Genomic DNA, 22,493 nt, shown 5'->3' on the forward strand with positions numbered 1-22,493 from the left:
ACAGAGTGCCAGGTCAAGTGATCATGTGCCCACCATCGAAGCAGCGATATACGGGTGTCGGTGGTCTTCGCCACGCTAATCCGTAACTCGTCAGTTACGCTTCCGCGGTGAATGAGGTGGCCACCGCGATCGCGGACCCCGTGCGGCGGCACATCCTGACCCTGCTGCGCGACGAACCAATGTCCGCGGGCGACATCGCCCAGCGGTTCGTGATCAGCCGACCCGCGATCAGCCGCCACCTGCGGTTGCTGCGCGAGAGCGGGCTGGTCCTCGACGAACTGGTCGGCCGCAAGAGGATCTACCGGCTCGATCCCCGCCCGCTCGCCCCGCTGGTCGACTGGCTTGCCGCACTCGCCGCCACCGACCGGTGGGAGCGGCATCTCGACGCGTTGGAAACCGAGGTCTATCGCACCCGCCGAGAGCGCCGCAGCCGCGGCCCGGCGGAGCACCGAAGGGAGCACACGGCATGACCCGTACACCCGCCGGACGCCTGTTTCGCACCGCCGCCGGCCACGATCTCGTCCTCACCCGGACGTTCCGCGCCCCGGCGGCGGACGTCTGGGCAAGCCTGACCGACTCGGAGCGCACGGCCCGCTGGTTCGGCCCCTGGGAGGGCGACGCCGCGCCCGGACGGACCATCCGGGTCCAGATGGCGTACGAGGAGCAGCAGCCCTGGTGTGACGTGCGCATCGAGGCGTGCGAACCGCGGCAGCGCCTGGCCGTGTCGATGATCGACAGCTACGGCACCTGGCTCCTGGAGCTGGCGCTGACCGAGACCGACGGCACCACCGAGCTGCGGTTCGTCCAGCACCTGACCAGCCTGGAGGGCATCGCCGAGGTGGGCGCCGGCTGGGAGTACTACCTGGACATGCTGGTCGCCTCGCGGGACGGCTCAGCCCGGCCCGAGTTCGACGACTACCACCCCGCGATGCAGCCGTACTACCAGGCGCTGGCCACCGAGGCTGCCACCACATTGCACGCCTAGGGATCGATCTCCCGCCGCAGCTTGGCGAATTCGGCGGTCAACGCCGGCAGCGGGAAGTGCGCGTTCAGGCCGCTGGGGTTGGGCAGCACCCAGACCCGGGCGGGACCCAGCCGATCCGGCTGCGGCCCCAGCCCGGCCTGGGGCCGGGCGAAGGCGATCCGGTACGCGGTCACCCCGAGGATCGCCACCCACCCCGGCCGGTACCGCTCGGCCTTCACCGCCAACCCCGTGACCCCGGCCACCAGCTCCGCCGATGTCAGCTCGTCGGCGCGGGCGGTGGCCCGGTTGCTCAGGCTGGTGATGCCCAGGCCCTGCCGCAGCAACTCGTCACGCTCCCACGGGTGCATCTCCCGGTCGGTGAAGCCGCAACCATGCAGCGCCGGCCAGAAGCGGCTGCTCCTGCGGGCGAAGTGCTCCCCCACCGCAGCGGAGTAGAGACCCGGGTTGAAGCCACAGAACAGCACGCGCAGGCCGGGACCGATCACGTCCACCAGGCCCTGCCCGGCAGCCGCCGCCACCTGCTGCGGGGTTGGCCGCCGCAACGGCCCCGCATGCTCCGCGCCCACCCCACCGATCCTGCCGTACGTCGGGGTGCCGGACCCGGCGCACGCCGACGATCACGACTTGACACCCTCAACGGATGCAGCCCACCGACCACCTCGCCGCCAGCCGCTACGCGCGGATGCGCTGGAACACGCCCCTGTCACAGGAGCACGCGGCGTTGCTGCTGCAACGACTCGACGTCCGACCGGGTGCGCGCGTACTCGATCTCGGTTGCGGCTGGGGTGAGCTGCTGCTGCGGGCGGTCGCCGCCGGTGGTGTGGCCGCCCCGGTCGCGACGAGGGGCGTCGGCGTCGACACCGACGACGCCGCCCTCGCCCGGGGGCGGCGGCTGGCCACCGGTCGGTCGCTGAACCGGCACGTCGCCTTCGTGATGGGGGAAGCGGCGGCCTGGCAGGAGCCCGCCGACCGGGTCCTCTGCATCGGCTCGGCGCACGCCTTCGGTGGCACGAGCGCGGCCCTCGACGCGCTCGCCACCGTGGTCCGGCCCGGTGGGCGGTTGCTGTTCGGCGACGCGTACTGGGAACGTCCCCCGACGGCGGAGGTCGAGCAGATCTTCGGCACGGAGGTCATGGACCTCCCGGGCCTCATCGAGGCCGCCCGCGAACGCGGCTGGCGAGTGCTGCACCTGAGCACCGCCGACCAACGGGAGTGGGACGACTTCGAGTCCACCTGGCTCGCGGGCCGGCAGGAGTGGCTGCTGACGTACCCGGAGGATCCCCGCGCCGCGGAGGTCCGCGCGGAGCTCGACGACCGGCTGCGCCAGTACGTCGGCGGGTATCGCGGGGTCGTCGGTCTCGCCTACCTCGTCCTCGGTCGCTGACGACCCCAGATCATGCTCCCCTGATGCGCCGACTGCTGGCCGTGACCACGGTCCGCCGTTGACGCCGATGGCTACGCTGCGCCTTGCCGAGAGGTCCGCCGCGCGGTGTGGGAGAGCGAGCCTGACGTGTCTGATACCCGGACGTCCCCCGACTCTCGTCTCGCCCTGCACTGGCGAATCCTCATCGTGTTCGCCGGCACCGTGCTGGTGTGGCTGTTCCTCTACCACGGCGCTCTGCTCGGGCGTGACTACGACCGCCCCACCCATGTCGCCAGGGCCGTCCTCACGACGGTGCTCATCGTCCCCCTGGTGGTGGCCGCCCGCCGCCTGCTCGACCGTCGCCCCTGGACCGGCCTCGGGCTGCCGTCCCTGCGCACCGGCTGGCGGCGCCTGCTGCTCGGCATGGCCTGCTGGCTCATTCCCGCCGCCATCGGGTTCGCGCTCTGCCTCGGCTTCGGTTGGGTCCAGATCAGCCTGCGCACCTCCGCGACGGATGCCCTGCGGGTGGCGGCGCTGCTGGTCGTCCTCGTCTTCCTGTACGAGGCGCTGCCGGAGGAACTCATCTTCCGCGGCTACCTCCAGCGCAACCTCGCCACCCGGTTGCCGGCCTGGCAGGCCGTCATCGGACAGTCCATGTTGTTCACCCTGTTCGGGTTCCTCGTCGGCGCCGCCACCTCCCTCGACAGACTGCTGCTCTTCTTCGTCTTCGCACTGCTCCTGGGCGGCTTCCGCGTCGCCACCGGCGACATCTGGGCGGGCATCGGCTTCCATGTGGCCTTCCAGACGGTCGCCCAACTGTTCGGCGACGTGGGGGCCGTCTTCGAGGTGACCGGATCTGACGTCCTGGGAGTCGTCGCCATGGGCGCCATACCGTTCGCACTCGGCTGGACAGTCATCAAACGGCTCCACCGGGACCGCCTGAACTGGCAGGCACGAGAACCCGGGTGACAGGTTCCCAGCCTGAGGGGTGACAGGCCGGCTCGCAGGGCGCAGGTCAGGAGCCCGCTGGCACCCCGGCTTCGAGCTGGCCGATCATCGGCGCGACGAGTTCGTTGAGTTCCCGAGTCAGCACCGTGACGGCTCTACGCGCCGCGAGCGCCACGGAATCGTCCGGGCCGTCGGGAGCTGGCGGGAGATCGTCGAGCGGGACCGGCGCGTCCACCTGAAGCAACGCGCGTAGGTGTGGGCTACGCGTCTGGTCCTGCTCCGAGGGGGTCGTGTACTGGCCGAACAACTGGGGCCAGTCCCGCCAGCCACGGTCGCGCTGCCACTGCTTCGTCCAGGTGAGTTCAGCCGGCCAGCGGGAGATCACCGTTACCGCGCAGACCATGCTTCCGTCCCACGGGCTGCGCGTGCAGGTCGCCGAGACGATCCGCCGGTGCCAGCGGACGAAACCGGGCGACAACTCGGTGGCCAGCCGCCACGCTGTCGCCGCGAAGGCGACTGGCGCGATGTCGCCCCAGGTGTCGGTGAACTCCTCGAGCCGACTGAGCACCTCAGCCTCGTAGCGACCTCGCCCGTCAGCGCCGCGCTCGCGGTCGAACTGCTCGTCGAGCCAGAAGGCGCGCGGTTCAGGCATCCTCGTCCCCGTTCAGAGCCGTCGGCCCGACGGTTCGCGCGGCATCCACGACGGTCGGATGCCCGTTTCGAGCCGCCCCAAGGCTAGCGCCGGCCGGTACTCGGCGCCGGCTCCTGGCCGGTGATGGCGTTTTCAGGACGGCACCGGCCCCGGCGCGCGCGGGCAGGTGGCCGGACCGTACGCGCTGGCGCGGCCACCCGGCCGGACGCTGCGTCGGCGGGGGGATCGACCGGCCGTTCGTGCGGGGCGTGGGCAGCACCAGGCATACGACGGTGAGCAGCATCGCCGCGACGATGCCGTCGAGCCAGTAGTGGTTGCCCGTGCTCACGACCACCAGCAGGGTGGCCAGCGGGTGCGCCAGCCACAGCCACCGCAGACGCCCACCGGTCACCGCGATGAGCGCGACGGCGACGGCGAGTGCCCAACCGACGTGCAGGGAGGGCATGGCGGCGTACTGGTTGCTCAACGCGTCCGTGTCGGGTGGGCCGTAGACGGCGGGCCCGTAGCGGCTGCCGGTGTCGACCATGCCGGTCAGGGCCGTCAGTCGCGGCGGTGCCAGTGGGACCAGGAAATGTAGCGCCAGCGCCGCCGCGGTGAGCCCGGCGAGCATCCTGCGCGTCCAGAGGTAGTGGACCGGGTGTCGCACGTACAGCCAGATCAGACAGATGGCCGTGGCGGGGAAGTGCACGTACGCGTAGTAGCCGTTGGCGAGGTGCACCAACAGATCGTGGGAGAGCACGGGACGTTGGAAGGCGGCCTCGTTGGGCAGGTGGAACAGTCGCTCGACGTGCCAGATCCATTTCCCGTTTCCCACTGCGGTCGATACCCGGTCGGCTCCCGCCACCCGGGCCGCCTTGTAGGCGAGGAACAGCGCGGCGACGAGCCCCAGCTCGCGCAGTGCCCGGCGCAGTGGGGCGGCTCGCCGGGCGGGTGTCGCCGGTCGTGCCGCTGCCACCTCCGCGATCTCCACAGGTTCCTCGATTCGGTTCACGTTCGCTGGTGCCACCCCTCGCTGGACAGACCGGGGCCGCCGCCGTCCTCGGACGGCGGCGGCCCCGGGTCGTACGGCCCGACGTCAGCGCCGGCGGGTCGTTCCGTCCCGCTCGGTGTCGAAGGCGGGAGCGCCGTCGATCGCGTCGGCGGCGACGGCCGTCGACGTGGCGGCGTCCGGTAGGTCGAGGCTGGTCCGCAGGGTGATCGGCTTGAGCAGGAGTGCGGCGATCACGCCGACGACACCGATGGCGGCGGAGATGAGGAAGATGTGTCCGGTGGCGTCACCGTACGCGGCCCGGACAATCTCCTGGACTCCCTCGGGCAGCGCGGTGATGTTGAGGTTGCTGTCACCCGAGCTGGCAGAGGCCGGGATCCCGGCGGCGGAGAGGTCGTGGGTGATCTGGTCGCTGACCCGGCGGGCGAGGACGGCGCCGAGCACGGAGACGCCGATGGTGCCACCGAGCGAGCGGAAGAACGCGACGCTGGAACTGGCCGCGCCGATGTCCTTGAGCGAGACCGTGTTCTGCACCGCGAGAACGAGGTTCTGCATGGTCATGCCGACACCGACGCCGACGATGAACATGGCGGCACCGACCAGGACGAGCGAGGTCTCGTGGTCGATCGTGCCGAGCAGGGCGAACCCGGCGACGAGGAGGATCGAGCCGGTGACGATGTACGGCTTGATCTTTCCGCTCTTGGTGATCAGCCGGCCCGCGATGATCGACGAGCCGAGGACCCCGGCCATCATCGGGATGGTGAGCAGGCCTGCCTCCGTCGGGCTGTAGCCGCGGCCGATCTGGAAGTACTGGCCGAGGAAGACGGCGCCGCCGAACATGGCCATGCCGACCGCGAGGCTGCCGAGGATGGCCAGCGCGGTGGTGTGCTGGCGCACGATGCCGAGCGGGACGACCGGCTCGGCCGCGCGCGATTCGACCCAGACCGCCAGGGCGAGCAGGACGAGTGTGCCGCCCACCATGGCCGCTGTCTGCCAGGAGGCCCAGGCGAACGAGTTGTCGACGAAGGAGATCCAGATCAGCAGCAGGCTGACACCGGCGGCGATCAGGCCGGCACCGAGGTAGTCGATCTTGACGTTCTCGCGGCGTGCGGTGGGCAGGTGCAGGGTGGCCTGGAGCAGGATCAGCGCGACGGCGGCTACCGGCACTCCGACGAAGAAGCACCAGCGCCAGCCGAGCCAGGAGGTGTCGACGATGAGGCCGCCGAGCAGCGGGCCGCCGACGGTCGCAACCGCCATGACGCCACCGAGGTAGCCGTTGTAGCGGCCCCGCTCCCGCGGCGGGATCATGGCCGCGATCGCCACCTGGACCAGCGCCTGAAGACCGCCGACCCCGATGCCCTGGAACGCGCGGGCGGCGATGAGCTGGCCGGCGGTCTGTGAGAAGCCGGCAATGACCGAGCCCAGCAGGAAGACCACGATGGCGACCTGGATGAGGATCTTCTTGTTGAACAGGTCGGCCAGTTTGCCCCAGATGGGGGTGGTCGCGGTCGCGGTGAGCAGGGTCGCGGTGACCACCCAGGTGTACTGGTTCTGCGAGCCGTTCAGCGATCCGATGATCTTCGGTAGCGCGGTCGAGACGACCGTGCTGCTCAGCATCGCGACGAACAGCACCAGCAGCAGGCCGCTGAGCGCCTCTAGCGTCCGCCGATGGGTCATCGGCTCAGCGCCGGCCGTGATGGTGGGTGCGCTCATCGCGCGGCCTCCAGGTTGTCGTGGTTTCCGAGGGCGACCTCGATGTCGCCGGTAAATCGGCCGAGGGCGGCGCTCAGCGCCGTCACCTCGTCGGGAGTCCAGTCGGCGAGCGCTCGCTCGAGCAGCTCGCCGTACCAGCCGTGGCCGCCGGCCAGGGCTTCGCGGCCGGCCGGGGTGACCGCCAGGAAGGTCGCCCGCTTGTCGGTCGGGTCGGGCCGCCGCTCGACCAGGCCGTGCGCGACCAGCGCCGTGACGGAGCGGCTGACCGTCGACGGGTCGAGCCGGGTGTGATGGGCCAACTCGCGGGCGTGGCAGCCGCTGGAGACCTGATCGATCTGCACGAGCATGCCGAGCAGACCCGGCGGGATCGCCGGGCGCTCTTCGGCCCGGCGTTGCTTCAGCAGCCGAACGGTTCTGACCAGGTCGTACAGGCGAAGCCCGAGTTCACTAACACCGTTGTCCACGTCCGCTCCACACACATATGTTGGTTGCCGCAAGCAAGCATCTACCGATCTTGCCCAGCAGGCAAGTTTGCGCATTGAGAAGTCCGTCACCCGCACGTACCCTCTGAGCGATGGACGAGACCACCGGGCTGCGGGAGCGCAAGAAGGCGGCGACCCGCCTCGCCCTGCACGAGGCTGCCCTGCGCCTCGCCGCCGAGCAGGGGTTCGACGCGGTGACGGTCGAAGCGATCGCCGACGCCGCCAACGTCTCCCGGCGGACCTTCTCCAACTACTTCTCCAGCAAGGAACAGGCGCTCTTCCACGGCGACACCACGCGCCTGCACCGGCTGTTGCAGTTGATCCGCGAACAGCCCCTCGACGAGCCGCCGTGGACCGTACTGAGCCGAGCAGCCGAACGCCTCACCGAGGAGATGTTCGGGGGTTCTGGGCCCGCCTGGCTGGGCCAACGCCGGAAGCTACGCGGGCAGCCCGGCCTGGCTCCCCATCAGGTGGCGGCGTACGCCGCGATCGAGCGCGAGCTGGCCGCAGAACTCGCCCACCGGCTCAGCGACGCCGACGTGGCACTGCGCTCCCGCCTCCTGGCCGCGACCTTCCTGGCCATCCTGCGGGTCGCCGTCCAGCACTGGATCGAGCACCCGGGCGACCCGCTGCTGGAGACCGTCCGGACCGCGCTCGCCGAAGCCGCTCCCGTGGCGACCCTCGGGGGCCACCGGACCACCACCGGCACCTAGCCCGATCGGGTCGGCCGGGCTTCGCTGAGCCGTAGACGGTGTCGGAAAGCCCTGCGTCACAGAGCCCGCACGTCGGTATTCCGGGATTCGGCGCGATTGACTGGCGGTGCTCCTCAACGGCACGGATGCTGGCTCGTCGGCCGGGCACCGGGTCCGCCGAAGAGGAGCTGCGCGTAGATGGCAACCACGGATAAGGCGTCGGGAAACCGGCTCGGCGCGACACTGGTCATGGCATGTCTGGGGGTGTTCGTCGCCTATCTGCCCGTGACGACAGTGTCGGTGAGCCTACCGATGATCCAGCGCGGGCTGGACGCGTCGACCGCCGATCTGTCCTGGGTGTCGGACGCCTTCGTCCTGCCGATGGCCGCCCTGATCCTGACCGCCGGCGTCTTCGGCGACGTGCACGGGCGCAAGAAGGTGTTCCAGGCCGGCCTGCTGTTCTGCGCGATCGGCGCGGCCGTCGCACTGTCCGCACAGTCGATCGCGATGGTCTGGGTCGGCCAGGCGCTCGCCGGCGTGGGCGCGGCCGCTCTGCTACCCGCCACGCTGGCGCTCATCAGCCACGCCGTGCCGGATCCGCGCAAGCGCGGCCGGTACATCAGCCTCTGGGCCACCTCCCTGATGCTCGCCCTCGCGCTCGGCCCGCTGCTGGCCGGGGCGATCCTCGAGCACGTGTCCTGGCGCTGGATCTACCTGCCGGCCATCCCGCTCGCGCTGCTCACCGCGCTGATCGCCATTCCGCTGGTGACGGACTCGCGGGCGCCGGGCAAGCGGCACCTGGACTGGCCGGGCCAGATCACCGCAGCCCTCGCCATCGTCGCCCTGGTCTTCGCCGTCATCGAGGGCGGCGCCGGCTCGTTCACCGACCCCATCGTGCTCCTGGCGTTCGCCGTGGCCGCGCTCAGCCTCGCCACGTTCGTCGTGATCGAGCAGCGCAGCGACTCGCCGATGCTGAGCCCCGCCCTCTTCGCCAGCCGCGGCTTCAACGCCACCGCCGTGATCGCCATGGTCAGCTTCATGGGTGTGATCGGCAGCATCTTCGTGCTCAGCCTCTACCTCGGCCTGGTTCAGCAGCTGTCGACCATGGAAGCTGCGCTGCGGCTGCTGACCAACACGGCAGTGCCGGTCGTCGTGGGGCCGCTGATCGCCCGCCTCATGCACCGCGTGCAGGTGCGCTGGCTGCTCGGCGCCGGCCTGCTCATCTCGGCGGTCGCGCTGTTCTTGCTCAGCACCGTCGACGCCGGCACGTCGTTCGGGCAGCTGAGCTGGCGGCTCGCGTTGTTCGGCCTGGGCCTCGGCGCGGTGCTGACCCCGATGACCGCGACCGCGGTCAGTTCGGTGCCGTTCCAGCTGGCCGGCATGGCAGCCGCGGGCAACAACGCGTTCCGCCAGGTCGGCGGCGCGCTCGGCCCCGCCGTCCTGGGTGCCCTGCTGACCAGCAGGGCGGCAAGCTCCCTGCCGGGACACCTCACCGACGCCGGAGTCAGCGGTGACCGCCAGCAGGTCGCCACCACCGCGATGGGCGACAGCGGTTTCCAGGCAGTCGCCACCGCCGACTACGGCACTCAGCAGGACGGCGTGCTGAACGCCCTCAACAACGCGTTCCTCGACGGCTTCCAGCTGTCCCTGACGGTGTCGGCCACGCTGATGCTCATCGCCGCCCTGGCCGCGGTCGTCCTGCTGCGCCGTCCGCGCCCGGTACGCGACCCACAACCTGCGGCCCCGCTGCCAGAAACCGTGTCGGCCTGACCTCACCCAACCGAAAGACGGCGGCGTCACCGGCTTCTACGCTGGTGACGCCACCGACGATCAGGAAGACCGTGCCCCCTTCCCTGGACCACCTCGACCTGCAACTGCTACAGGCCCTGCAACTCGACGGTCGCGCCCCGTTCAGCCGGATCGCCGCTGTTCTCGGCGTCTCGGACCAGACCGTCGCCCGCCGCTTCCGACGCCTGCAAACCCAGGCCGGGCTGCGTGTGCTGGGCATGACCGACGAGAGCCGGGTCGGCCGCTCCAACTGGATCGTCCGGCTGCGGTGCACCCCGGACATGTCCGAACGGCTGGCCGACGCGCTCGCCCGCCGCCCGGACACGTCGTACGTCGCGTTGATCTCCGGCGGCAGCGAGGTGGTCTGCGAGATGAGGCCCCGTAGCCGCGCCGCCCGGGACGAACTGCTGCTGGGCCGGCTACAGCGCACCCAACGGGTGATCGGGTTCAGCGCACACTGCCTGTTGCACCGCTTCTACGGTGGCCCCCTCCGCTGGCTGCAGAAGGCCAATGCCCTCACCACCGAGCAGGAGACGGCGCTGCGCCCCACGCCGGTGGAGGCGGCACCGGGCACCGTCACGGTCGACGAGATCGACGAGGCGCTGCTCGCCGCGGTGTTCCGGGACGGCCGGGCCACCCTCGCGGACCTGCAGACAGCATGCGGCCAGTCCGAGGACGTGGTGCGACGCCGCCTGGACCGGCTGCGCGGCAGCGGCGTCCTCTACTTCGCGGTGCAGTACTCCCCGGAACACGTGGGCCGCGAGATCGGCGCGATGCTGTGGCTGACCGTGGCGCCGTCCGCGCTGGCCGCGGCCGGGCATGCGCTCGCCGAGCACCCGGAGGTGGAGTTCGCCGCCGCGGCCACCGGCCAGACCAACATCATCGCGGCCGTCCGCTGCCGGGGCACCGAGGAGCTGTACGCGTACCTCAACGACAGGATCGGCGCGCTGGACGGCATCCGCACCGTCGAGACCGCGCTGATGCTGCGCCAGGTCAAACAGTTGGCGCTCGTACCGCCAGCCGTCCTGGGCTGAGGAATCCCGCTGGGCTCTTCCAGCCTGTGGTATCCGACGAGCGCGGGCTTGACGGAGCGGAGACATCGGAGGTTTACTGCCTCAGCGATACACGTCGATGCGCTCCGATCGTCCACACTGGCGAGTCGTCGACACCACCGCGCCACCCCGCACCATCTCAGCCGAGCATCGGCGGCCCGGCTCCGCACCACCGCCAACCCGGCTCCCGGCGAGCCCGCACGGTCAGTGACGTGCGCGCCAGGGTCGACGCTCAGCAGAGGAGCACGACATGCGTTCCCGTTCCCGTTTGTTGGCACTCGTCACCGGCCTGGCCGTGGTGCTGGCCTCCCTGGTAACCCTCCCCACTCCGGCCTCGGCAGCACCGCTGACCAAGGTCCTGGTGTTCAGCAAGACCGCCGGTTTCCGGCACTCGTCCATCCCGACCGGTATCGCCGCCATCCAGCAGCTCGGCGCCGCCAACGGCTTCACCGTGACCGCCACCGAGGACGCCGCCCAGTTCACCACCGCCAACCTGGCTCAGTACCAGGTGGTGGTCTTCCTGTCGACGACCGGCGACGTCCTCAACGCCACCCAGCAGTCGGCGTTCGAGGCGTACATCGCCGCCGGCGGCGGATACGTCGGCGTGCACGCCGCCGCCGACACCGAGTACAGCTGGCCGTGGTACGGCGGACTGGTCGGGGCGTGGTTCGACTCGCACCCGGCGATCCAGTCCGCCACCGTACGGGTCGAGGACCGGACGAACCCGTCGACCGCCCACCTGGGCGACACCTGGGTCCGCACCGACGAGTGGTACAACTACCGCACCAACCCCCGGTCGAGCGTGCGGGTCCTCGCCAGCCTCGACGAGTCGTCGTACAGCGGCGGCAACATGGGCGGCGACCACCCGATCACCTGGTGCAAGGCCTACGGCGGCGGGCGGGCCTGGTACACGGGCCTCGGGCACACCGAGGCGTCGTACAGCGACCCGAACTTCACCCGGATGCTGCTCGGCGGCCTCCGCGTCGCCGCGGGCGCCGTGACGGCCGACTGCTCGCCGCGCACGACGACCCCGCCGCCCACCGGCTCCAGCCTGCGCGCCCGGGCCAACAACCAGTACGTCAGCGCGCTCAACGCCACCACCGCGCTGATCGCCAACCGCAGCTCCGTCGGCACCACCGAGCGGTTCGACCTGGTCGACCTCGGCAGCGGCAACGTGGCGCTGCGCGCCAAGGGCAACGGGCAGTACGTCGCGGCCGAGAACGCCGGGGCCGCCGCGCTGATCGCCAACCGGGCCACCGCCGGCGCCTGGGAGACGTTCCAGCTCGTCCGCAACTCCGACGGCACGGTGAGCCTGCGAGCCACGGTGAACAACCGGTACGTCGCCGCCGAGAACGCGGGCGCGTCCGCGCTGATCGCGAACCGGACCTCCATCGGCCAGTGGGAGAAGTTCGACCTCGTCACTGGCTGACCGGCGGCGGGCCCGGCCTGGACAGTGACCAGGCCGGGTCCGCCACACAACGGATAGCCTCAGCTGTGCTGCGGGATGTCCGTCGTGTGCGCCAACTCGCGGCCCGCCTCGACGTCGAAGGTCAGCGAATCGATCCGGGACTTGGCGGGCGAGTAGGAGCCCGAACCGAGCAGTTGGTGCAGGGGCGCCCTACCCGAGACGACCACCTCGATGATGGCGGTTGCGGCCCTGACCGGGTCACCGAGCTGGGTGCCCGGCATCGCCAGGTGCGTTGCGGTCATCTCCCGGATCGACTCGTAGCCGGACACGGTGGTCGGCGGCAGGCCAAGGGAGTGGGTCCGCAGAAAGTGGGTCCGCAGAAAGTCGGTCCGCATGTAGCCGGGCTCGACGAGGTTGTCGACCTGGCCCGGCCTACCCGACATCATGGGCCACCGTGGCGGCTGACGTCGTGGGCACCCTCCGCCTCTACCCCGGCCGGTACCCCGACGACCCGCAGCTCAACGAGCTCGTCGGCGAGCTGACCATCAACAGCACCGGTACGCCTCAACGACCGGCGAATCCAATGCCGCTCCCGCCCAGGTCGAGGACACCCCGACCGGGTCTTCGGGCACAGTCTGATTCCGACGGGTATCGATCGCCCCTTGACAAGCAGCGGTCTCCACGGTGGACGATGCGGCGTGCGAATTCTTGTGGTGGGTGGCAGTGGTCTGATCGGCGCTCACGTGGTGGACGTGCTGCGCGAGCGAGGTAATACGGCGACCACGGTGGCGCGTACCGCCCGTCCCGGTGTCGACCACCTGCTCGACGTGGAGTCTGCCTCGATCGACGAACTGCGGCCGCTGCTCGCCGGTCATGACGGCGTGGTCTACGCCACCCGCACCGACGAGCAACGACCACTGCCCAAGCCGATCTATCCCGTCTTCCGCCGGGACAACGTCGAGCCGGTGGTACGCCTGTTCACCGCCGCCCGCCGGGAAGGTCTCACCCGCGGGGTCGTCATGGGCTCGTACTACACCTATTTCGACCGGCTGCATCCGCAGTGGCGACTCGCGGAGCGTCACACGTACATCCGCTGCCGCCTGGAGCAGGCCCGGGAGGGACGGGAGGCCGCCGGCCCGAATCTGCCGGTCGCCGTACTCGAGTTGCCGTTCGTCTTCGGCCGCGCCGGCGATCGGCTGCCCAACTGGGCGGGCCCGTTGGACCGGTGGGCGCGCTCTCGTACACCCTTGGCCGTCCCCGGTGGTGGGACCGCCGCGGCGTCGGCGCGCAGCGTGGCCGACGTCGCGGTGGACGCTCTGGAGCAGGCGAGCGGTGCGGACATCCCGGTCGCCGACGAGAACCTCACCTGGAACGACATGATCGGACGCATCGCCGACGCGGTCGGCCGACGCCGCCGGGTCGCCCGCCTGCCGGCCGGCGCGGTGAAGGCCGCCCTACGACTCGGCGGCGCGCTGCAGGCACTCAGCCGCAAGGAGTCGGGCGTCAACCCGACCCACCTCGCCGACCTCCTGCTCGCCGAACTGTTCATCGAGCCGACGACCGGCCGATCGCTGGACCCGGCACTGCGCGAGACCTTCCGAGCCGCGTAGCACCTCTTCTGGTGCCCGGACGGGACTGCTTCGGTGTCACTGACGGTCGGCGCCTTGTATGAGGCGGTACACCACGGTGATGACCAGGAAGAGGGCACCAACGAGCACGACGGTGATCGCGGCATTGACCGCTACGGGCAGATCCTGAACCAGGTACTGCTTCCCGTAGTTGCAGCCCAGGATGACGACCAGGTACACCCACCACGGTGCCCACTTGCTGTTCTGTTGTTTTTCGGGGCTCACGGAACGGCCTCTTTCCGATCTCAGTGTCAGGGCCCCAGTCGGCCAAACGACGCTTGATCCACTCTGTCCCACACGAGATGCCGTGCCATCGCCACGGGGAACGAGAGTGGCCTCATCAGTTGGTACTACGACTGGGCGTGCCGCACGGCGATGTCGACGAACTCGTGCACCAGAGGCGACCGGCTACCCTCGGCACCACCGGCACCGCGCGGGCTGATCGGTGGCGGCCAGCATCACCGGGGCGATCGACGCGCTGGTCCGCGCACTCGCCCCGATCCGGGTCAACGCCGTCTCCGCCGGGGTGATCCGCTCGCCCCTCCGGGACTCGCTGCCGGAAGAAACCCGAGAGCAGATGTACGCCCAGCTCAGCGCGTCACTTCCGCTGGGCCAAGATCCGCACAACTTCAGGGATGTAGGGGTATCCGTCGCTCGTGAGGCCCCTACATCCCTGAAGTTGCTGCCACGGCGTTCAGATGAGCTGTTCGGCCAGTCCGACGATGATGCCCTCGGGCCCGCGGACGTAGCAGAGGCGATAGGCGTTCTCGTACTGCTCCAGCTCCCCGACGAGTTCAGCCCCGTGGGTGCGCAGGCGGGCAATGACGTCCTCGATGTCGTCGACGGCGAACATGATGCGACGAATGCCCAGCGTGTTCGCGGGTGCATCCTTCGGCTCGGCGCTGATCGCCTTTGGCGTATGGAACATCGCCAGCTCGACCTTGCCATGCCCGTCCGGGGTCCGCAGCATCGCGACTTCCTGCCGGACGTCATCGATCCCGATGACCCGCTCCACCCACCGTCCCTCGACTGGTCCCCTCCCCTCCAGGTCCATGCCAAGTTCGACGAAGAACGAGATGACAGCGTCAAGGTCGTCGACAACGATGAGGACGTTGTCCATCCGCTGGATCGCCATGCTGGATCTCCCTGGTGTGCTACGACCACGGTGGCCGTGTCCTCACCTGAGACGGAGCCACCCGACCGTTCTCGACACCTTGCGCCCGCATCTTCTAGTTGAGTTGCAGGTAAGCGGCTCTACCACGGTTCCTCGGTCATCGTGCCCGAGAGGTCATCAGCTCAGTGGAGGAGGAAGAGGAACTTCCCCGCTGATCGCCTTCTCGGCCAGATCGACGCGCTGGAAATGGAGAGCGCCGTCGCCTCCCAGCGGGTGCCCAGGCACATTGATGCACCGTTGGGCCGCGAGGGCGTTGCACACCGGGCACTGGAGGAACAGTCCGCTGGACGGCACGAGTTCAACACCTTGAGCCAGCGCCGCTCGGCCGATCGTGACAATCGCCCGGTACAAGTCATAGTCCTGGTGCCGCGTGGCGGCAGCGGCCACCACCTGCATGCCCTCCCAAAACTGTTCGGCAGCTCTTGGTTCGTTTATGTCGATACGCACGATTGCGTGTCCCCGCCGGCGAAACCTCACCACTCCCGCGTTCGGACTGGTAGGTCTGGTCCCGGTAGTCGTCGCGCAGGATGCCGGCCACGACGCCCCGGCGGACCTGGGCGGCCGCCTGCGTCTGTCGACCGATGCGGCTCGCCGCATCGATAGGCGGCCTTTCGGGCGACCTGAGGTGCAGGTCAGGGCACTTGCGGTCGTCACTTGGCGTTGTATTGATCTCGGTGGCGGGCAGCGGCGATCAAAGCGGGCATCACACCTCCCGACCTCGGACGTAGGCGGTCGACGTTGGTCAGCCTCTGTCGCTACCGGTCCACCTTCGACGGCCTGGCGACGGCATGATCTTGATCCGTCGATCGGCCTGTATCCAGAAAACTTCCGGGTCCACCAGAGGTTGCAAGCAACGGGCAACGTGCACCCGCGCGTCCGCACAGGCCCTTGCTCGACATAGGTAAGATAAGCGGCATGACCTCACCCGCGAGGATCACGCAGCCCTTACTCGACGTGATCGAGGTGCTCCTGACCGCTTGGCAGAACGACGAGGAGGTTCACGGCTGGACCATCATGAAGCAGGCAAAGCGGTCCGGACCAACGGTCTACGGGGTGCTTGATCGCCTCGAAGGTGCAGAGTGGATCTCAGGCTACTGGGAGGCGCAAAACCCAGAAGTCGGCCGTCCGCCTCGCCGCTTCTACCGGCTAACCCCCAACGGCCTAGCTTCGGGTCAGCAACTTCTGATCGAGCGACGGGGAGCGCGCCGGGGTAGAGCCGCCGGCTGGAAGCCGGTTGCAACGCTGCGGTCGCTAGGGTGTCGCCTCGCCGACGGTGAGACCAGGTGAGAGCGGGAGAAGTGCTTTTCGGTGTAGTGACGGGCCTACTCATCAATGAAGCAAGCGACATCTCCCCGTGGCTCGCACGACGGCTCGTCGCGTGGGCAGCATTTCGCCGCTACAGCGATCCACAATGGGCAAGCACGCGTGCCCAGGAACTTATCGCGCTCATCGACGAACGTCCGGGAAAGCTCTTCAAGCTTCTAACGGCGCTCGGCTTCGCCGCGTCCGCCCAAGCCTTTGACGTGAAATGTCGACTGTTGGCTTGGCTCGATATGACCAACTTCGACCAACTCTCGTTCATTGGTAAACCTTTCCCGACTGATCGGATCCTTTGGGCTTGGAAGCCACATTGGATTCGCTTGACCTCGCCGGCTGCAGTGGGCCTTGCTGGAACCTTCGCCCTGGGCTCTTTGTCGGGCTACCTCGACGGCACTGATCTGGGAGGATTCTGGCTTAGCTTGTGTATAACCGCTTGGCTAGGAGTTCAGGGAGTATTTATCCGAAGTTTCCTGCGATGGCGGAGGCCACCAATCTTAATTACCGACGATTCCTTCGCGATCGTGGAGTCCCGCAAGGCCCAGGTCTGGTCGCTAAACGAAGTCGAAAGCGTCACCGCTAGACAGTCACGAGTAGGCCGAATTCTCAACTACGGCACTGTCGACATCCGGTTGAAATCGGGTGAGGCAATCCAAGTCAAGAGTGTGCCTGCCCCGTGGCTAGTCGAAGAATATTTGGTAGGAAATGTCATGCTCGAAGTCAGGGCTTTGGTGAAGACCCGAATGGAAAGAAACACGGTCGCACAGACTGAATAAAATCATCGCTTCCTGACATCCCGATGCTCCCATGGATGCAACCCCGCGACCCCTTGACCCCCAGGCAACATGCGTAGCTCGGTGACCTGCCTAGCCCTTACCGCCTTCTGCGGGAACTCGTCCACCGGCGTCCGTGGCAGTCCGCCACAACCCACTCCTGTCGTCACTCAGTTAGTCACCCAGCCGGAGGGCGATACGCCTCGGGACCGGTTGAAACAGTCCGCGCCGCCTTCTTGCTGCCAGTTCTTATCGAGGCCTGAACATGTCATGGAGCAACCGCTGGTCCGCCATGTCACTAGTGTTGAGAAAGGCGTAGGCGAGCTTGAAGGCCACCAGGAGCAAGGCGACCGCGACAATAAGTGAGAGCCAAGTCGCAAGGCTACCGATTCCACTCCTAGCGAAGATTTGCCAATACGCATAAAAGCTAAAGGCAGGCGTAATTAAAACTGTTACCCTCCCCTCGGCGACGGGCAGGGCAAAGGGCCAGATGTGATCGCCGCGCATATAGTAGCGCTTAGGGACGCTGCTGAACGTTAGCCCCCGCGAAGTAGTGAACAAACGATCTATCTGCGACGCATAAAGACCTGGAAACCGTTGCCCCACGATGGCGTAGTAGACAGAGGTGTAGATGTCTCGGTCCTTCGCCACTGCGGTAGAGCGAAGGAATAAGTAACAAGCGGCAGCTGGGATTGGGGTCTGAAGAAAATCAAGTCGAGCAAGCTTGACTCCAACCAACGAAGCCTCATTCACAAGACTACGATTCAATAGCTCAAATACAAGCATTAGCGATAGGATTCCAACAACGGCCCGTCGTTGAGACATCGCGAGGTCCCGCAAGATATCCACGATTCGCCACAGGCACTCGCGCAGAAATTCTGGCGTTGCCTCTTCGGAGTCAAGAAACTGGCGGACATCCCCTTCGAGCGTGTATTCGTCAGGGACTTGGTCCGTCCCATCGTCTGGCAATTGGGTCACTGCATCGCCCACGACACCTCCATTCAACGCGCCTATTACCAGTCCTCCTGGGGCGATCTACCTCGTCGATGACCCCTCAGCGTTCTGGCATTCGCCGGGATGCCCGCAGCATGATGTCAGCAGCATCAGAGAGCCTGTTAACGGCCCGCCGGAATCCTTGTCCACCTAGCTTCTCCACTGAATCCGCCAGGGTTGCAACCGTCCGCGCATCCAGCCCGACTGGATTATCAGTTAGAGCCGATATGATTCCTCGAAGGTCTGCAACGCTATTTGCGTTGACAGTCCCCGTCTTTTCGAGCTGTTCCGCAATGCTTTCCAGCCGCTTTAGCGGAGGTTCGAAAATGTCCGCGATAAAATCCATAAGCACATCCTCATCCACCGGGCCAATTCTACTTAGCTCGGCGTTGAGATTACCCTCGTGTCTCCTTTTCCACTCAAGTAAGATCTCCGGCGGATAAAGCTTTTCTCCGGTCCTCTTGTCGTCTACCTCCGAATGATGGGGCAGACAGAGAAGTAGCAGGTTCCTGAAAGAATCACGTTCAGGGTCGGGTAATCCGTCTTTGTACCGGGATGCGTTCGGCCTAACACCATAAATATGAGCAATTTGAACATTCTTCCGGTACACTCCGGGGCGTGTCTCGAACATGACGGGCATGGGACATCCGGGCCCGTAGCATCGGCCATTACTAATTGTCCACAGAGCTGCCTCAACGGACGCCGGGATTCCTCGCCGCATGCCCGTCATTTCTTACCTACCGCTTCCCGATCTTATACGTTGCCTCGCTAACTCTTCGGAGAGTGGCGTCGACCTCCCGAAGTACCTCGAATCGCCCCTCGCGTCGTCCGACTTGGTGTGCATCGAGATTGGCAGGAGTCAGGACCACAACTTCTCCCATGTCCAGCAGCTTGTCCCAACTCAGGTACTCACGACTGCTTTCGCTGGTCCACGCGTCGTGTGATGTTCGCGTCCAGAGCTGCTGGCCTGAGTAGCCCCACTCTGTAGCAACCACGCAATCGAACTCGGGTTCATCTAGCCGCTTCGCCATGCAGCCATCCTCTCCGAGGATAGACCGAAGTCAAGCGGTAGCGACACCGTCACCCAGAGAAGTTACCCTCTGTCTATGGATCTGGCGCTTCGCTCGTCACGGGCGGCCGAGTCCCTGACCAAGTGGCTCGCCCCCCTCACCTTCACCGACTGGTCTGCACCACGGGTCACCTCGGCACTGACACGAGGCGTGGTGAACTGGGGCGTCGCGCACGGTTGGCGAGTCCGGCGAGAAGTGCCAAGTATCGCGGGCCTACCCGGCGCTCATCCGGATCGCCCTGGCTACCTCGACGTTGTCTGCGAGCGCCTGGGAGCGCCACCGATCGCCGTCGAGATCGACAGGACCGATAAGCAATGGTCGTCACGCAAACTGCTCTGCGAAGCCGATGCGGGAGCTGTCGCAGTCTGGGTTCGCTGGGGTAGCCCTCGAACCTGGATCGTGCCGCATCCGGTCGCCTTGGTCGACATACCCACCACCCGCCGCCGCATCGCCGGCCGTTTCCTCTACTCCCGCGCGGAGGCGGACGTGGCCGTTGCTCTTACCGCACCAACGCTGCTGCCCCACTGCCGCTCCGTCACCCGCAAGGGCGCTCCCTGCCCCATCAATCCCCGCCCATCGGGCCTTTGCCACGTGCATGACCCAGCGGTCCAGTGCGGTGCTCGAATGAAGAACGGCCAGCGTTGCGGCAATGCCACCGGCGGCGCTCGCTGCGCCGCCCACCAGAACAGCCCCATGTACGACGACGCACCCACCATGCTCTAGCCGGCGGCAGCAGCCCCGAGCGATGTTGCCATCCCGTCTGCCGTCGACCCGCCCTCCTGTGGGAGCGGGCTACCACCCGGCCCGCCACGTCAAGACGGCCTTGACGCACGGTCGGACGCTGGCGGGTCGGGCGGTGGTCTGCTCGGCTCGCCCGGGTCGCCGGCTGGCGGGATGGCCAGCGCAACCACCCACGGACCGCAACGCGCCGACGGGTTTGCAACCATCTCGGAGCCCGAGCGCCCCCGCCGGAGGCGAAGTAACCGCAACCCCGCGATCCACCGCCAACTCGCCAACGCGGCCGGCGTGCGCTCCCCTACGCCGCGCGGTGCGGGCCGCGCGGCCCGGCCGGCTGCCGGCCCACCACCTCACTCATCAACGCCCTGTCGTGCTGCGGCGGCCCCCTGGGCTTCCCGCTTCCGCGCCAGCCGACGGGCGATGGCGTGGCTGGCCCCGACCGGCTAAGGGAGGGGTCAGACGCGCGCCCAGGCGGCGGCGCGTGCGGCCCGTTCAGGGCCGCCTTGAAGACGTACAGAAACTTTGAACCACTTCGCCGGCAGCCGGCCGGCAGCTAGCTTGTCCTCCGTCGACTGATGCACGACACTCGTCCGCCAACTCATCTGCGACATCCTGAGCGCGGATCAAAGTAGCTGCTCGTGAACTGCCGGGCAGTCGCAGTCTCCCGCGTGACCCTTTGGCTCTCGGCAGAAGTACCAGTAGCTCCGGGGGTCAGATCCACCACCCTTCGGGTGGAAGCGCTTGTTGCACGGTTCGACGTCGTCAGCGTCGCCTTCGTAGAAGCCCAAGCCCTCGCACCCGGGACACTTGCCGCTAACAGTGGTGGACTCGTCGAGTCCGTCTGGGACGTTTACGGTCCCGGTGCCCTCGCAGTCCTCGCACTCGAACCAGTACTCGTCCGGGTCGTCTCCCGGTCCGTTGTTGACACGCTTGGGCACTTAATCCTCCTCGGAATCCCAGGCTGCACCTTAGTCTCAGTCCGTGCGGGGCAAGACGCCCTCTTCGAGGTAGGCGGTACGAGCCTCTCTCCGGGCGTGCATGCTCGCCCGCAGGCGTCGAGCGAGTCTGGGGATGGTCAGCTCGTCGAGCTGGCGGTCTTCCACGAACGCCCACTCTGCGATCTCGCCATCGCGGAAGGCAACGGACGCGAGCTGGTCAGACGTGAGCATGCCGCCGTCGAAGACGAAGAGCATCTTGTCGCCCTCGTCTGGCCTCGGAGCCCAGTCGACCGTAAGGAGAGCACCGATCGCGACTCGGAGGCCCAGTTCCTCGTAGACCTCTCTCGCACAGGCCTGTAGCGGGCTCTCGCCCTGCTCGACGTACCCGCCTGGGATGTCCCAGTGCGCCTTGTACGTTGGCCTGACGAGCATCATGCGCTCTTGCTCATCAACGAAAAGCGCGCCCGCCGCCACCTTGGGAGTAGCTTGCGGACGCACGTTGCTGGCTTGGCTGGTCACATCCACGGACTCTACGGATCTAGGCCGTGACGTGCACGCGCTGCGCCAGGCTGGCGAGTTGGTAGCTGGGTCGGCCTCGACCGCGGCGCATCCAGTTCTGGACGAGCTGCCTGCTGATCGCGTGGTGGCGAATCTGCTCGGGCGCCTGCTGCTCAGCAGATAGCACTACCGCCATGGCCTCATCTGTTCTGTTCCAGGCAGTCAGTGCCCGCGCTGTTTCGAGCGCATGCCGCGCCTGCCGTTCGACAGGAAGGCCGGTCGTGTCGATACGGGGACCAAGGTCGATCGCAACCTGTACGTCATCCAAGTCCATCGCGGTTGTCACGCGGTGGATAGCCACGTTGGTTGGCCCGAACGCGGTCCAAAGGTGGTTCGCGTCGCGGCCAAGTCGCCGCGCGGTCTCGTCCGCCTCGCTGAGGAAGGATCGGACGGCGGTACGGTCCTCGTCGCGTGCTGCGGCTACGGAACCGGCCAGGAACAGGGTGCCGTATACCGACAGGTACTCCGGCGTCGCCCCGGCCAAGCCGGGCTGCATGTATGCCGCCGCATCGGCGGTGAGCTGCTTCGCTTCACGGAATCGACCTGTCGAGAGCAGGGTATGAGTGACTGAGCGGAAGAGCGACCCGATGACAACCACATCGCCGCATCGTTGGGCCGCCGTGAAGCCCCTCTCGGCAGCAATCCATGCGAGGTCCGCTTCCCCGAGCTTGGTGAGCAGGACTGCGGTCGCCTGGTAGGTGAGCGCCAGAAGTGCGAACGACTGCTCCTGGTCCTCGCCCTCGTGAGTTTGGGTCGCGGCTTGTCCATCTGCGAGCGCCTGCGGCAATCGCGCGACGACGTATCCGTATCGAGAGGCTTGGTACGCATCCCACACCTGGGTGACTTCCGTACGCAGTTGGGCTACGTCTGGTGCCTCCGCGACAGGCCCCGGGACGAACGGTGAGAGCTGCCGATAGTTCAGGAGGGCATCTCGCAGAGCGGAGACTGTCTTCGTCCCGCTGTCGGCGTTCCAATCAAGGAGGGTTGGCTCTCCAACGAGATCGCCAATGCTGACGTCCAACGCACCCGCTACCGAGCGGATGACAGACAGCCGATCGAGATCAATCCGGTTGTTCTCGACCTTACTCAGCCAGTCGACGGTGCGTCCGACGATGCCCGCCAACACTTCCTGTGACATGCCCCGCCGGCGGCGATACCAAGCAATCCGTTCGCCAACCGTTAGATCCTGACCGATGCCTCGCATGCGTCCAGTGTCTCATGTCGACGGCCCTC

27 protein-coding genes are annotated in these 22,493 nt (G+C 67.5%); 13 read left to right on the forward strand and 14 right to left on the reverse strand.

The window, feature by feature from the left end:
• Positions 1–107 precede the first annotated feature (107 nt).
• Positions 108–470 carry a metalloregulator ArsR/SmtB family transcription factor gene (locus ABZT18_RS18595; RefSeq protein ID WP_354995982.1) on the forward strand — a complete coding sequence of 121 codons (363 nt, stop codon included), beginning with the start codon at positions 108–110 and terminating at the stop codon, positions 468–470.
• Positions 467–985, forward strand: a complete 519-nt coding sequence (locus tag ABZT18_RS18600; protein ID WP_354995983.1) for an SRPBCC family protein — start codon at positions 467–469, stop codon at positions 983–985. The genes ABZT18_RS18595 and ABZT18_RS18600 overlap by 4 nt, the downstream gene beginning before the upstream one ends.
• Here the strand turns inward: ABZT18_RS18600 and mug are convergent.
• Positions 982–1,551, reverse strand: a complete 570-nt coding sequence (gene mug / locus ABZT18_RS18605; protein WP_354995984.1) for a G/U mismatch-specific DNA glycosylase — start codon at positions 1,549–1,551, stop codon at positions 982–984. The two genes, ABZT18_RS18600 and mug, sit on opposite strands and share 4 nt — an antisense overlap.
• A gap of 74 nt (positions 1,552–1,625) precedes the next feature.
• On the opposite strand from mug, the gene ABZT18_RS18610 reads away from it, so the two are divergent.
• Together ABZT18_RS18610 and ABZT18_RS18615 are read left to right on the forward strand one after the other, a co-directional pair.
• The gene (locus ABZT18_RS18610) at positions 1,626–2,369 is read left to right on the forward strand and encodes a methyltransferase domain-containing protein (protein ID WP_354995985.1); all 744 of its coding nucleotides are present in this window, start codon (positions 1,626–1,628) and stop codon (positions 2,367–2,369) included.
• Positions 2,370–2,495: 126 nt separating this feature from the next.
• Positions 2,496–3,317: a type II CAAX endopeptidase family protein gene (locus ABZT18_RS18615; protein WP_355251926.1), complete on the forward strand. Its 822-nt coding sequence runs from the start codon at positions 2,496–2,498 to the stop codon at positions 3,315–3,317.
• Positions 3,318–3,363: 46 nt separating this feature from the next.
• Here the strand turns inward: ABZT18_RS18615 and ABZT18_RS18620 are convergent, their stop codons facing one another.
• From ABZT18_RS18620 to ABZT18_RS18635, 4 genes are all read right to left on the reverse strand, one after another.
• Positions 3,364–3,948 (reverse strand): hypothetical protein, encoded by a 585-nt coding sequence (locus tag ABZT18_RS18620; RefSeq protein ID WP_355251929.1) that lies wholly within the window; start codon positions 3,946–3,948, stop codon positions 3,364–3,366.
• On the reverse strand, positions 3,941–4,939 hold the full coding sequence (locus ABZT18_RS18625) for a phosphatase PAP2 family protein (protein ID WP_355251932.1): 999 nt from the start codon (positions 4,937–4,939) through the stop codon (positions 3,941–3,943). The genes ABZT18_RS18620 and ABZT18_RS18625 overlap by 8 nt, the downstream gene beginning before the upstream one ends.
• An 84-nt stretch (positions 4,940–5,023) precedes the next feature.
• Entirely contained in the window at positions 5,024–6,649 is a 1,626-nt protein-coding gene (locus ABZT18_RS18630) for an MDR family MFS transporter (protein WP_355251935.1), read from the reverse strand.
• On the reverse strand, positions 6,646–7,113 hold the full coding sequence (locus ABZT18_RS18635) for a MarR family winged helix-turn-helix transcriptional regulator (RefSeq protein WP_354995990.1): 468 nt from the start codon (positions 7,111–7,113) through the stop codon (positions 6,646–6,648). The genes ABZT18_RS18630 and ABZT18_RS18635 overlap by 4 nt, the downstream gene beginning before the upstream one ends.
• 110 nt (positions 7,114–7,223) lie before the next feature.
• Between ABZT18_RS18635 and ABZT18_RS18640 the strand changes: the two genes are divergently transcribed.
• The 4 genes from ABZT18_RS18640 to ABZT18_RS18655 all read left to right on the forward strand — a co-directional run bounded on the left by ABZT18_RS18640 (position 7,224) and on the right by ABZT18_RS18655 (position 12,092).
• Complete coding sequence (locus ABZT18_RS18640; protein WP_354995991.1) at positions 7,224–7,844, forward strand: TetR family transcriptional regulator; 621 nt, start codon at positions 7,224–7,226, stop codon at positions 7,842–7,844.
• A gap of 177 nt (positions 7,845–8,021) precedes the next feature.
• The gene (locus ABZT18_RS18645) at positions 8,022–9,593 is read left to right on the forward strand and encodes an MFS transporter (protein WP_355251938.1); all 1,572 of its coding nucleotides are present in this window, start codon (positions 8,022–8,024) and stop codon (positions 9,591–9,593) included.
• 71 nt (positions 9,594–9,664) lie between these two features.
• Positions 9,665–10,645 (forward strand): AsnC family transcriptional regulator, encoded by a 981-nt coding sequence (locus tag ABZT18_RS18650; protein ID WP_354995993.1) that lies wholly within the window; start codon positions 9,665–9,667, stop codon positions 10,643–10,645.
• 268 nt (positions 10,646–10,913) lie between these two features.
• Positions 10,914–12,092 (forward strand): ThuA domain-containing protein, encoded by a 1,179-nt coding sequence (locus ABZT18_RS18655; RefSeq protein ID WP_354995994.1) that lies wholly within the window; start codon positions 10,914–10,916, stop codon positions 12,090–12,092.
• 59 nt (positions 12,093–12,151) lie between these two features.
• Here ABZT18_RS18655 and ABZT18_RS18660 read toward each other — a convergent pair whose 3' ends face one another.
• Positions 12,152–12,514 carry a hypothetical protein gene (locus ABZT18_RS18660; RefSeq protein ID WP_355251941.1) on the reverse strand — a complete coding sequence of 121 codons (363 nt, stop codon included), beginning with the start codon at positions 12,512–12,514 and terminating at the stop codon, positions 12,152–12,154.
• A gap of 26 nt (positions 12,515–12,540) precedes the next feature.
• Here ABZT18_RS18660 and ABZT18_RS18665 point away from each other — a divergent pair, with 26 nt between their 5' ends.
• Positions 12,541–12,843: a hypothetical protein gene (locus tag ABZT18_RS18665; RefSeq protein ID WP_355252051.1), complete on the forward strand. Its 303-nt coding sequence runs from the start codon at positions 12,541–12,543 to the stop codon at positions 12,841–12,843.
• Positions 12,770–13,681, forward strand: coding sequence for an NAD-dependent epimerase/dehydratase family protein (locus ABZT18_RS18670; protein WP_355251944.1), 912 nt, complete (start codon positions 12,770–12,772; stop codon positions 13,679–13,681). Before ABZT18_RS18665 ends, ABZT18_RS18670 begins: the two co-directional genes overlap by 74 nt.
• Positions 13,682–13,717: 36 nt before the next feature.
• Here ABZT18_RS18670 and ABZT18_RS18675 read toward each other — a convergent pair whose 3' ends face one another.
• From ABZT18_RS18675 to ABZT18_RS18685, 3 genes are all read right to left on the reverse strand, one after another.
• Complete coding sequence (locus ABZT18_RS18675; protein WP_355251946.1) at positions 13,718–13,924, reverse strand: hypothetical protein; 207 nt, start codon at positions 13,922–13,924, stop codon at positions 13,718–13,720.
• 469 nt (positions 13,925–14,393) lie between these two features.
• Positions 14,394–14,834, reverse strand: a complete 441-nt coding sequence (locus ABZT18_RS18680) for a VOC family protein (protein WP_355251949.1) — start codon at positions 14,832–14,834, stop codon at positions 14,394–14,396.
• 156 nt (positions 14,835–14,990) lie between these two features.
• The gene (locus ABZT18_RS18685; protein ID WP_355251952.1) at positions 14,991–15,320 is read right to left on the reverse strand and encodes a hypothetical protein; all 330 of its coding nucleotides are present in this window, start codon (positions 15,318–15,320) and stop codon (positions 14,991–14,993) included.
• A 468-nt stretch (positions 15,321–15,788) separates the two neighbouring features.
• On the opposite strand from ABZT18_RS18685, the gene ABZT18_RS18690 reads away from it, so the two are divergent.
• Both ABZT18_RS18690 and ABZT18_RS18695 read left to right on the forward strand, forming a co-directional pair.
• On the forward strand, positions 15,789–16,160 hold the full coding sequence (locus ABZT18_RS18690) for a PadR family transcriptional regulator (RefSeq protein ID WP_355251955.1): 372 nt from the start codon (positions 15,789–15,791) through the stop codon (positions 16,158–16,160).
• Positions 16,157–16,966: a PH domain-containing protein gene (locus tag ABZT18_RS18695; RefSeq protein ID WP_355251958.1), complete on the forward strand. Its 810-nt coding sequence runs from the start codon at positions 16,157–16,159 to the stop codon at positions 16,964–16,966. Before ABZT18_RS18690 ends, ABZT18_RS18695 begins: the two co-directional genes overlap by 4 nt.
• A gap of 246 nt (positions 16,967–17,212) precedes the next feature.
• On the opposite strand, the gene ABZT18_RS18700 is transcribed toward ABZT18_RS18695, so the two are convergent.
• Both ABZT18_RS18700 and ABZT18_RS18705 read right to left on the reverse strand, forming a co-directional pair.
• Entirely contained in the window at positions 17,213–17,953 is a 741-nt protein-coding gene (locus ABZT18_RS18700; RefSeq protein ID WP_355251961.1) for a hypothetical protein, read from the reverse strand.
• Positions 17,954–18,017: 64 nt separating this feature from the next.
• Entirely contained in the window at positions 18,018–18,587 is a 570-nt protein-coding gene (locus tag ABZT18_RS18705) for a hypothetical protein (RefSeq protein WP_355251964.1), read from the reverse strand.
• 475 nt (positions 18,588–19,062) lie between these two features.
• On the opposite strand from ABZT18_RS18705, the gene ABZT18_RS18710 reads away from it, so the two are divergent.
• Positions 19,063–19,749: a hypothetical protein gene (locus ABZT18_RS18710; RefSeq protein ID WP_355251967.1), complete on the forward strand. Its 687-nt coding sequence runs from the start codon at positions 19,063–19,065 to the stop codon at positions 19,747–19,749.
• A 638-nt stretch (positions 19,750–20,387) separates the two neighbouring features.
• On the opposite strand, the gene ABZT18_RS18715 is transcribed toward ABZT18_RS18710, so the two are convergent.
• From ABZT18_RS18715 to ABZT18_RS18725, 3 genes are read right to left on the reverse strand one after another with little or no spacing between them, the layout of a single operon-like run.
• Positions 20,388–20,702: a hypothetical protein gene (locus ABZT18_RS18715; protein ID WP_355251969.1), complete on the reverse strand. Its 315-nt coding sequence runs from the start codon at positions 20,700–20,702 to the stop codon at positions 20,388–20,390.
• Positions 20,703–20,738: 36 nt separating this feature from the next.
• On the reverse strand, positions 20,739–21,221 hold the full coding sequence (locus ABZT18_RS18720; RefSeq protein WP_355251972.1) for an NUDIX hydrolase: 483 nt from the start codon (positions 21,219–21,221) through the stop codon (positions 20,739–20,741).
• Between the two features lie 19 nt (positions 21,222–21,240).
• Positions 21,241–22,464 (reverse strand): helix-turn-helix transcriptional regulator, encoded by a 1,224-nt coding sequence (locus tag ABZT18_RS18725; protein ID WP_355251975.1) that lies wholly within the window; start codon positions 22,462–22,464, stop codon positions 21,241–21,243.
• Between the last annotated feature and the right edge of the window lie 29 nt (positions 22,465–22,493).

Source organism: Micromonospora sp. NPDC005291, from assembly GCF_040607415.1.
Classification (GTDB): domain Bacteria; phylum Actinomycetota; class Actinomycetes; order Mycobacteriales; family Micromonosporaceae; genus Micromonospora.

Bases quoted from the DNA above. Each gene is read 5' to 3' on its own strand.
- ABZT18_RS18690 (WP_355251955.1), top strand. From the start codon at position 15,789: ATGACCTCACCCGCGAGGATCACGCAGCCCTTACTCGACGTGATCGAG.
- ABZT18_RS18630 (WP_355251935.1), bottom strand. From the start codon at position 6,649: ATGAGCGCACCCACCATCACGGCCGGCGCTGAGCCGATGACCCATCGG.
- ABZT18_RS18705 (WP_355251964.1), bottom strand. From the start codon at position 18,587: ATGTTCGAGACACGCCCCGGAGTGTACCGGAAGAATGTTCAAATTGCT.
- ABZT18_RS18600 (WP_354995983.1), top strand. From the start codon at position 467: ATGACCCGTACACCCGCCGGACGCCTGTTTCGCACCGCCGCCGGCCAC.
- ABZT18_RS18655 (WP_354995994.1), top strand. From the start codon at position 10,914: ATGCGTTCCCGTTCCCGTTTGTTGGCACTCGTCACCGGCCTGGCCGTG.
- ABZT18_RS18645 (WP_355251938.1), top strand. From the start codon at position 8,022: ATGGCAACCACGGATAAGGCGTCGGGAAACCGGCTCGGCGCGACACTG.
- ABZT18_RS18610 (WP_354995985.1), top strand. From the start codon at position 1,626: ATGCAGCCCACCGACCACCTCGCCGCCAGCCGCTACGCGCGGATGCGC.
- ABZT18_RS18725 (WP_355251975.1), bottom strand. From the start codon at position 22,464: ATGCGAGGCATCGGTCAGGATCTAACGGTTGGCGAACGGATTGCTTGG.
- ABZT18_RS18640 (WP_354995991.1), top strand. From the start codon at position 7,224: ATGGACGAGACCACCGGGCTGCGGGAGCGCAAGAAGGCGGCGACCCGC.
- ABZT18_RS18660 (WP_355251941.1), bottom strand. From the start codon at position 12,514: ATGTCGGGTAGGCCGGGCCAGGTCGACAACCTCGTCGAGCCCGGCTAC.
- ABZT18_RS18680 (WP_355251949.1), bottom strand. From the start codon at position 14,834: ATGGCGATCCAGCGGATGGACAACGTCCTCATCGTTGTCGACGACCTT.
- ABZT18_RS18710 (WP_355251967.1), top strand. From the start codon at position 19,063: ATGGATCTGGCGCTTCGCTCGTCACGGGCGGCCGAGTCCCTGACCAAG.
- ABZT18_RS18620 (WP_355251929.1), bottom strand. From the start codon at position 3,948: ATGCCTGAACCGCGCGCCTTCTGGCTCGACGAGCAGTTCGACCGCGAG.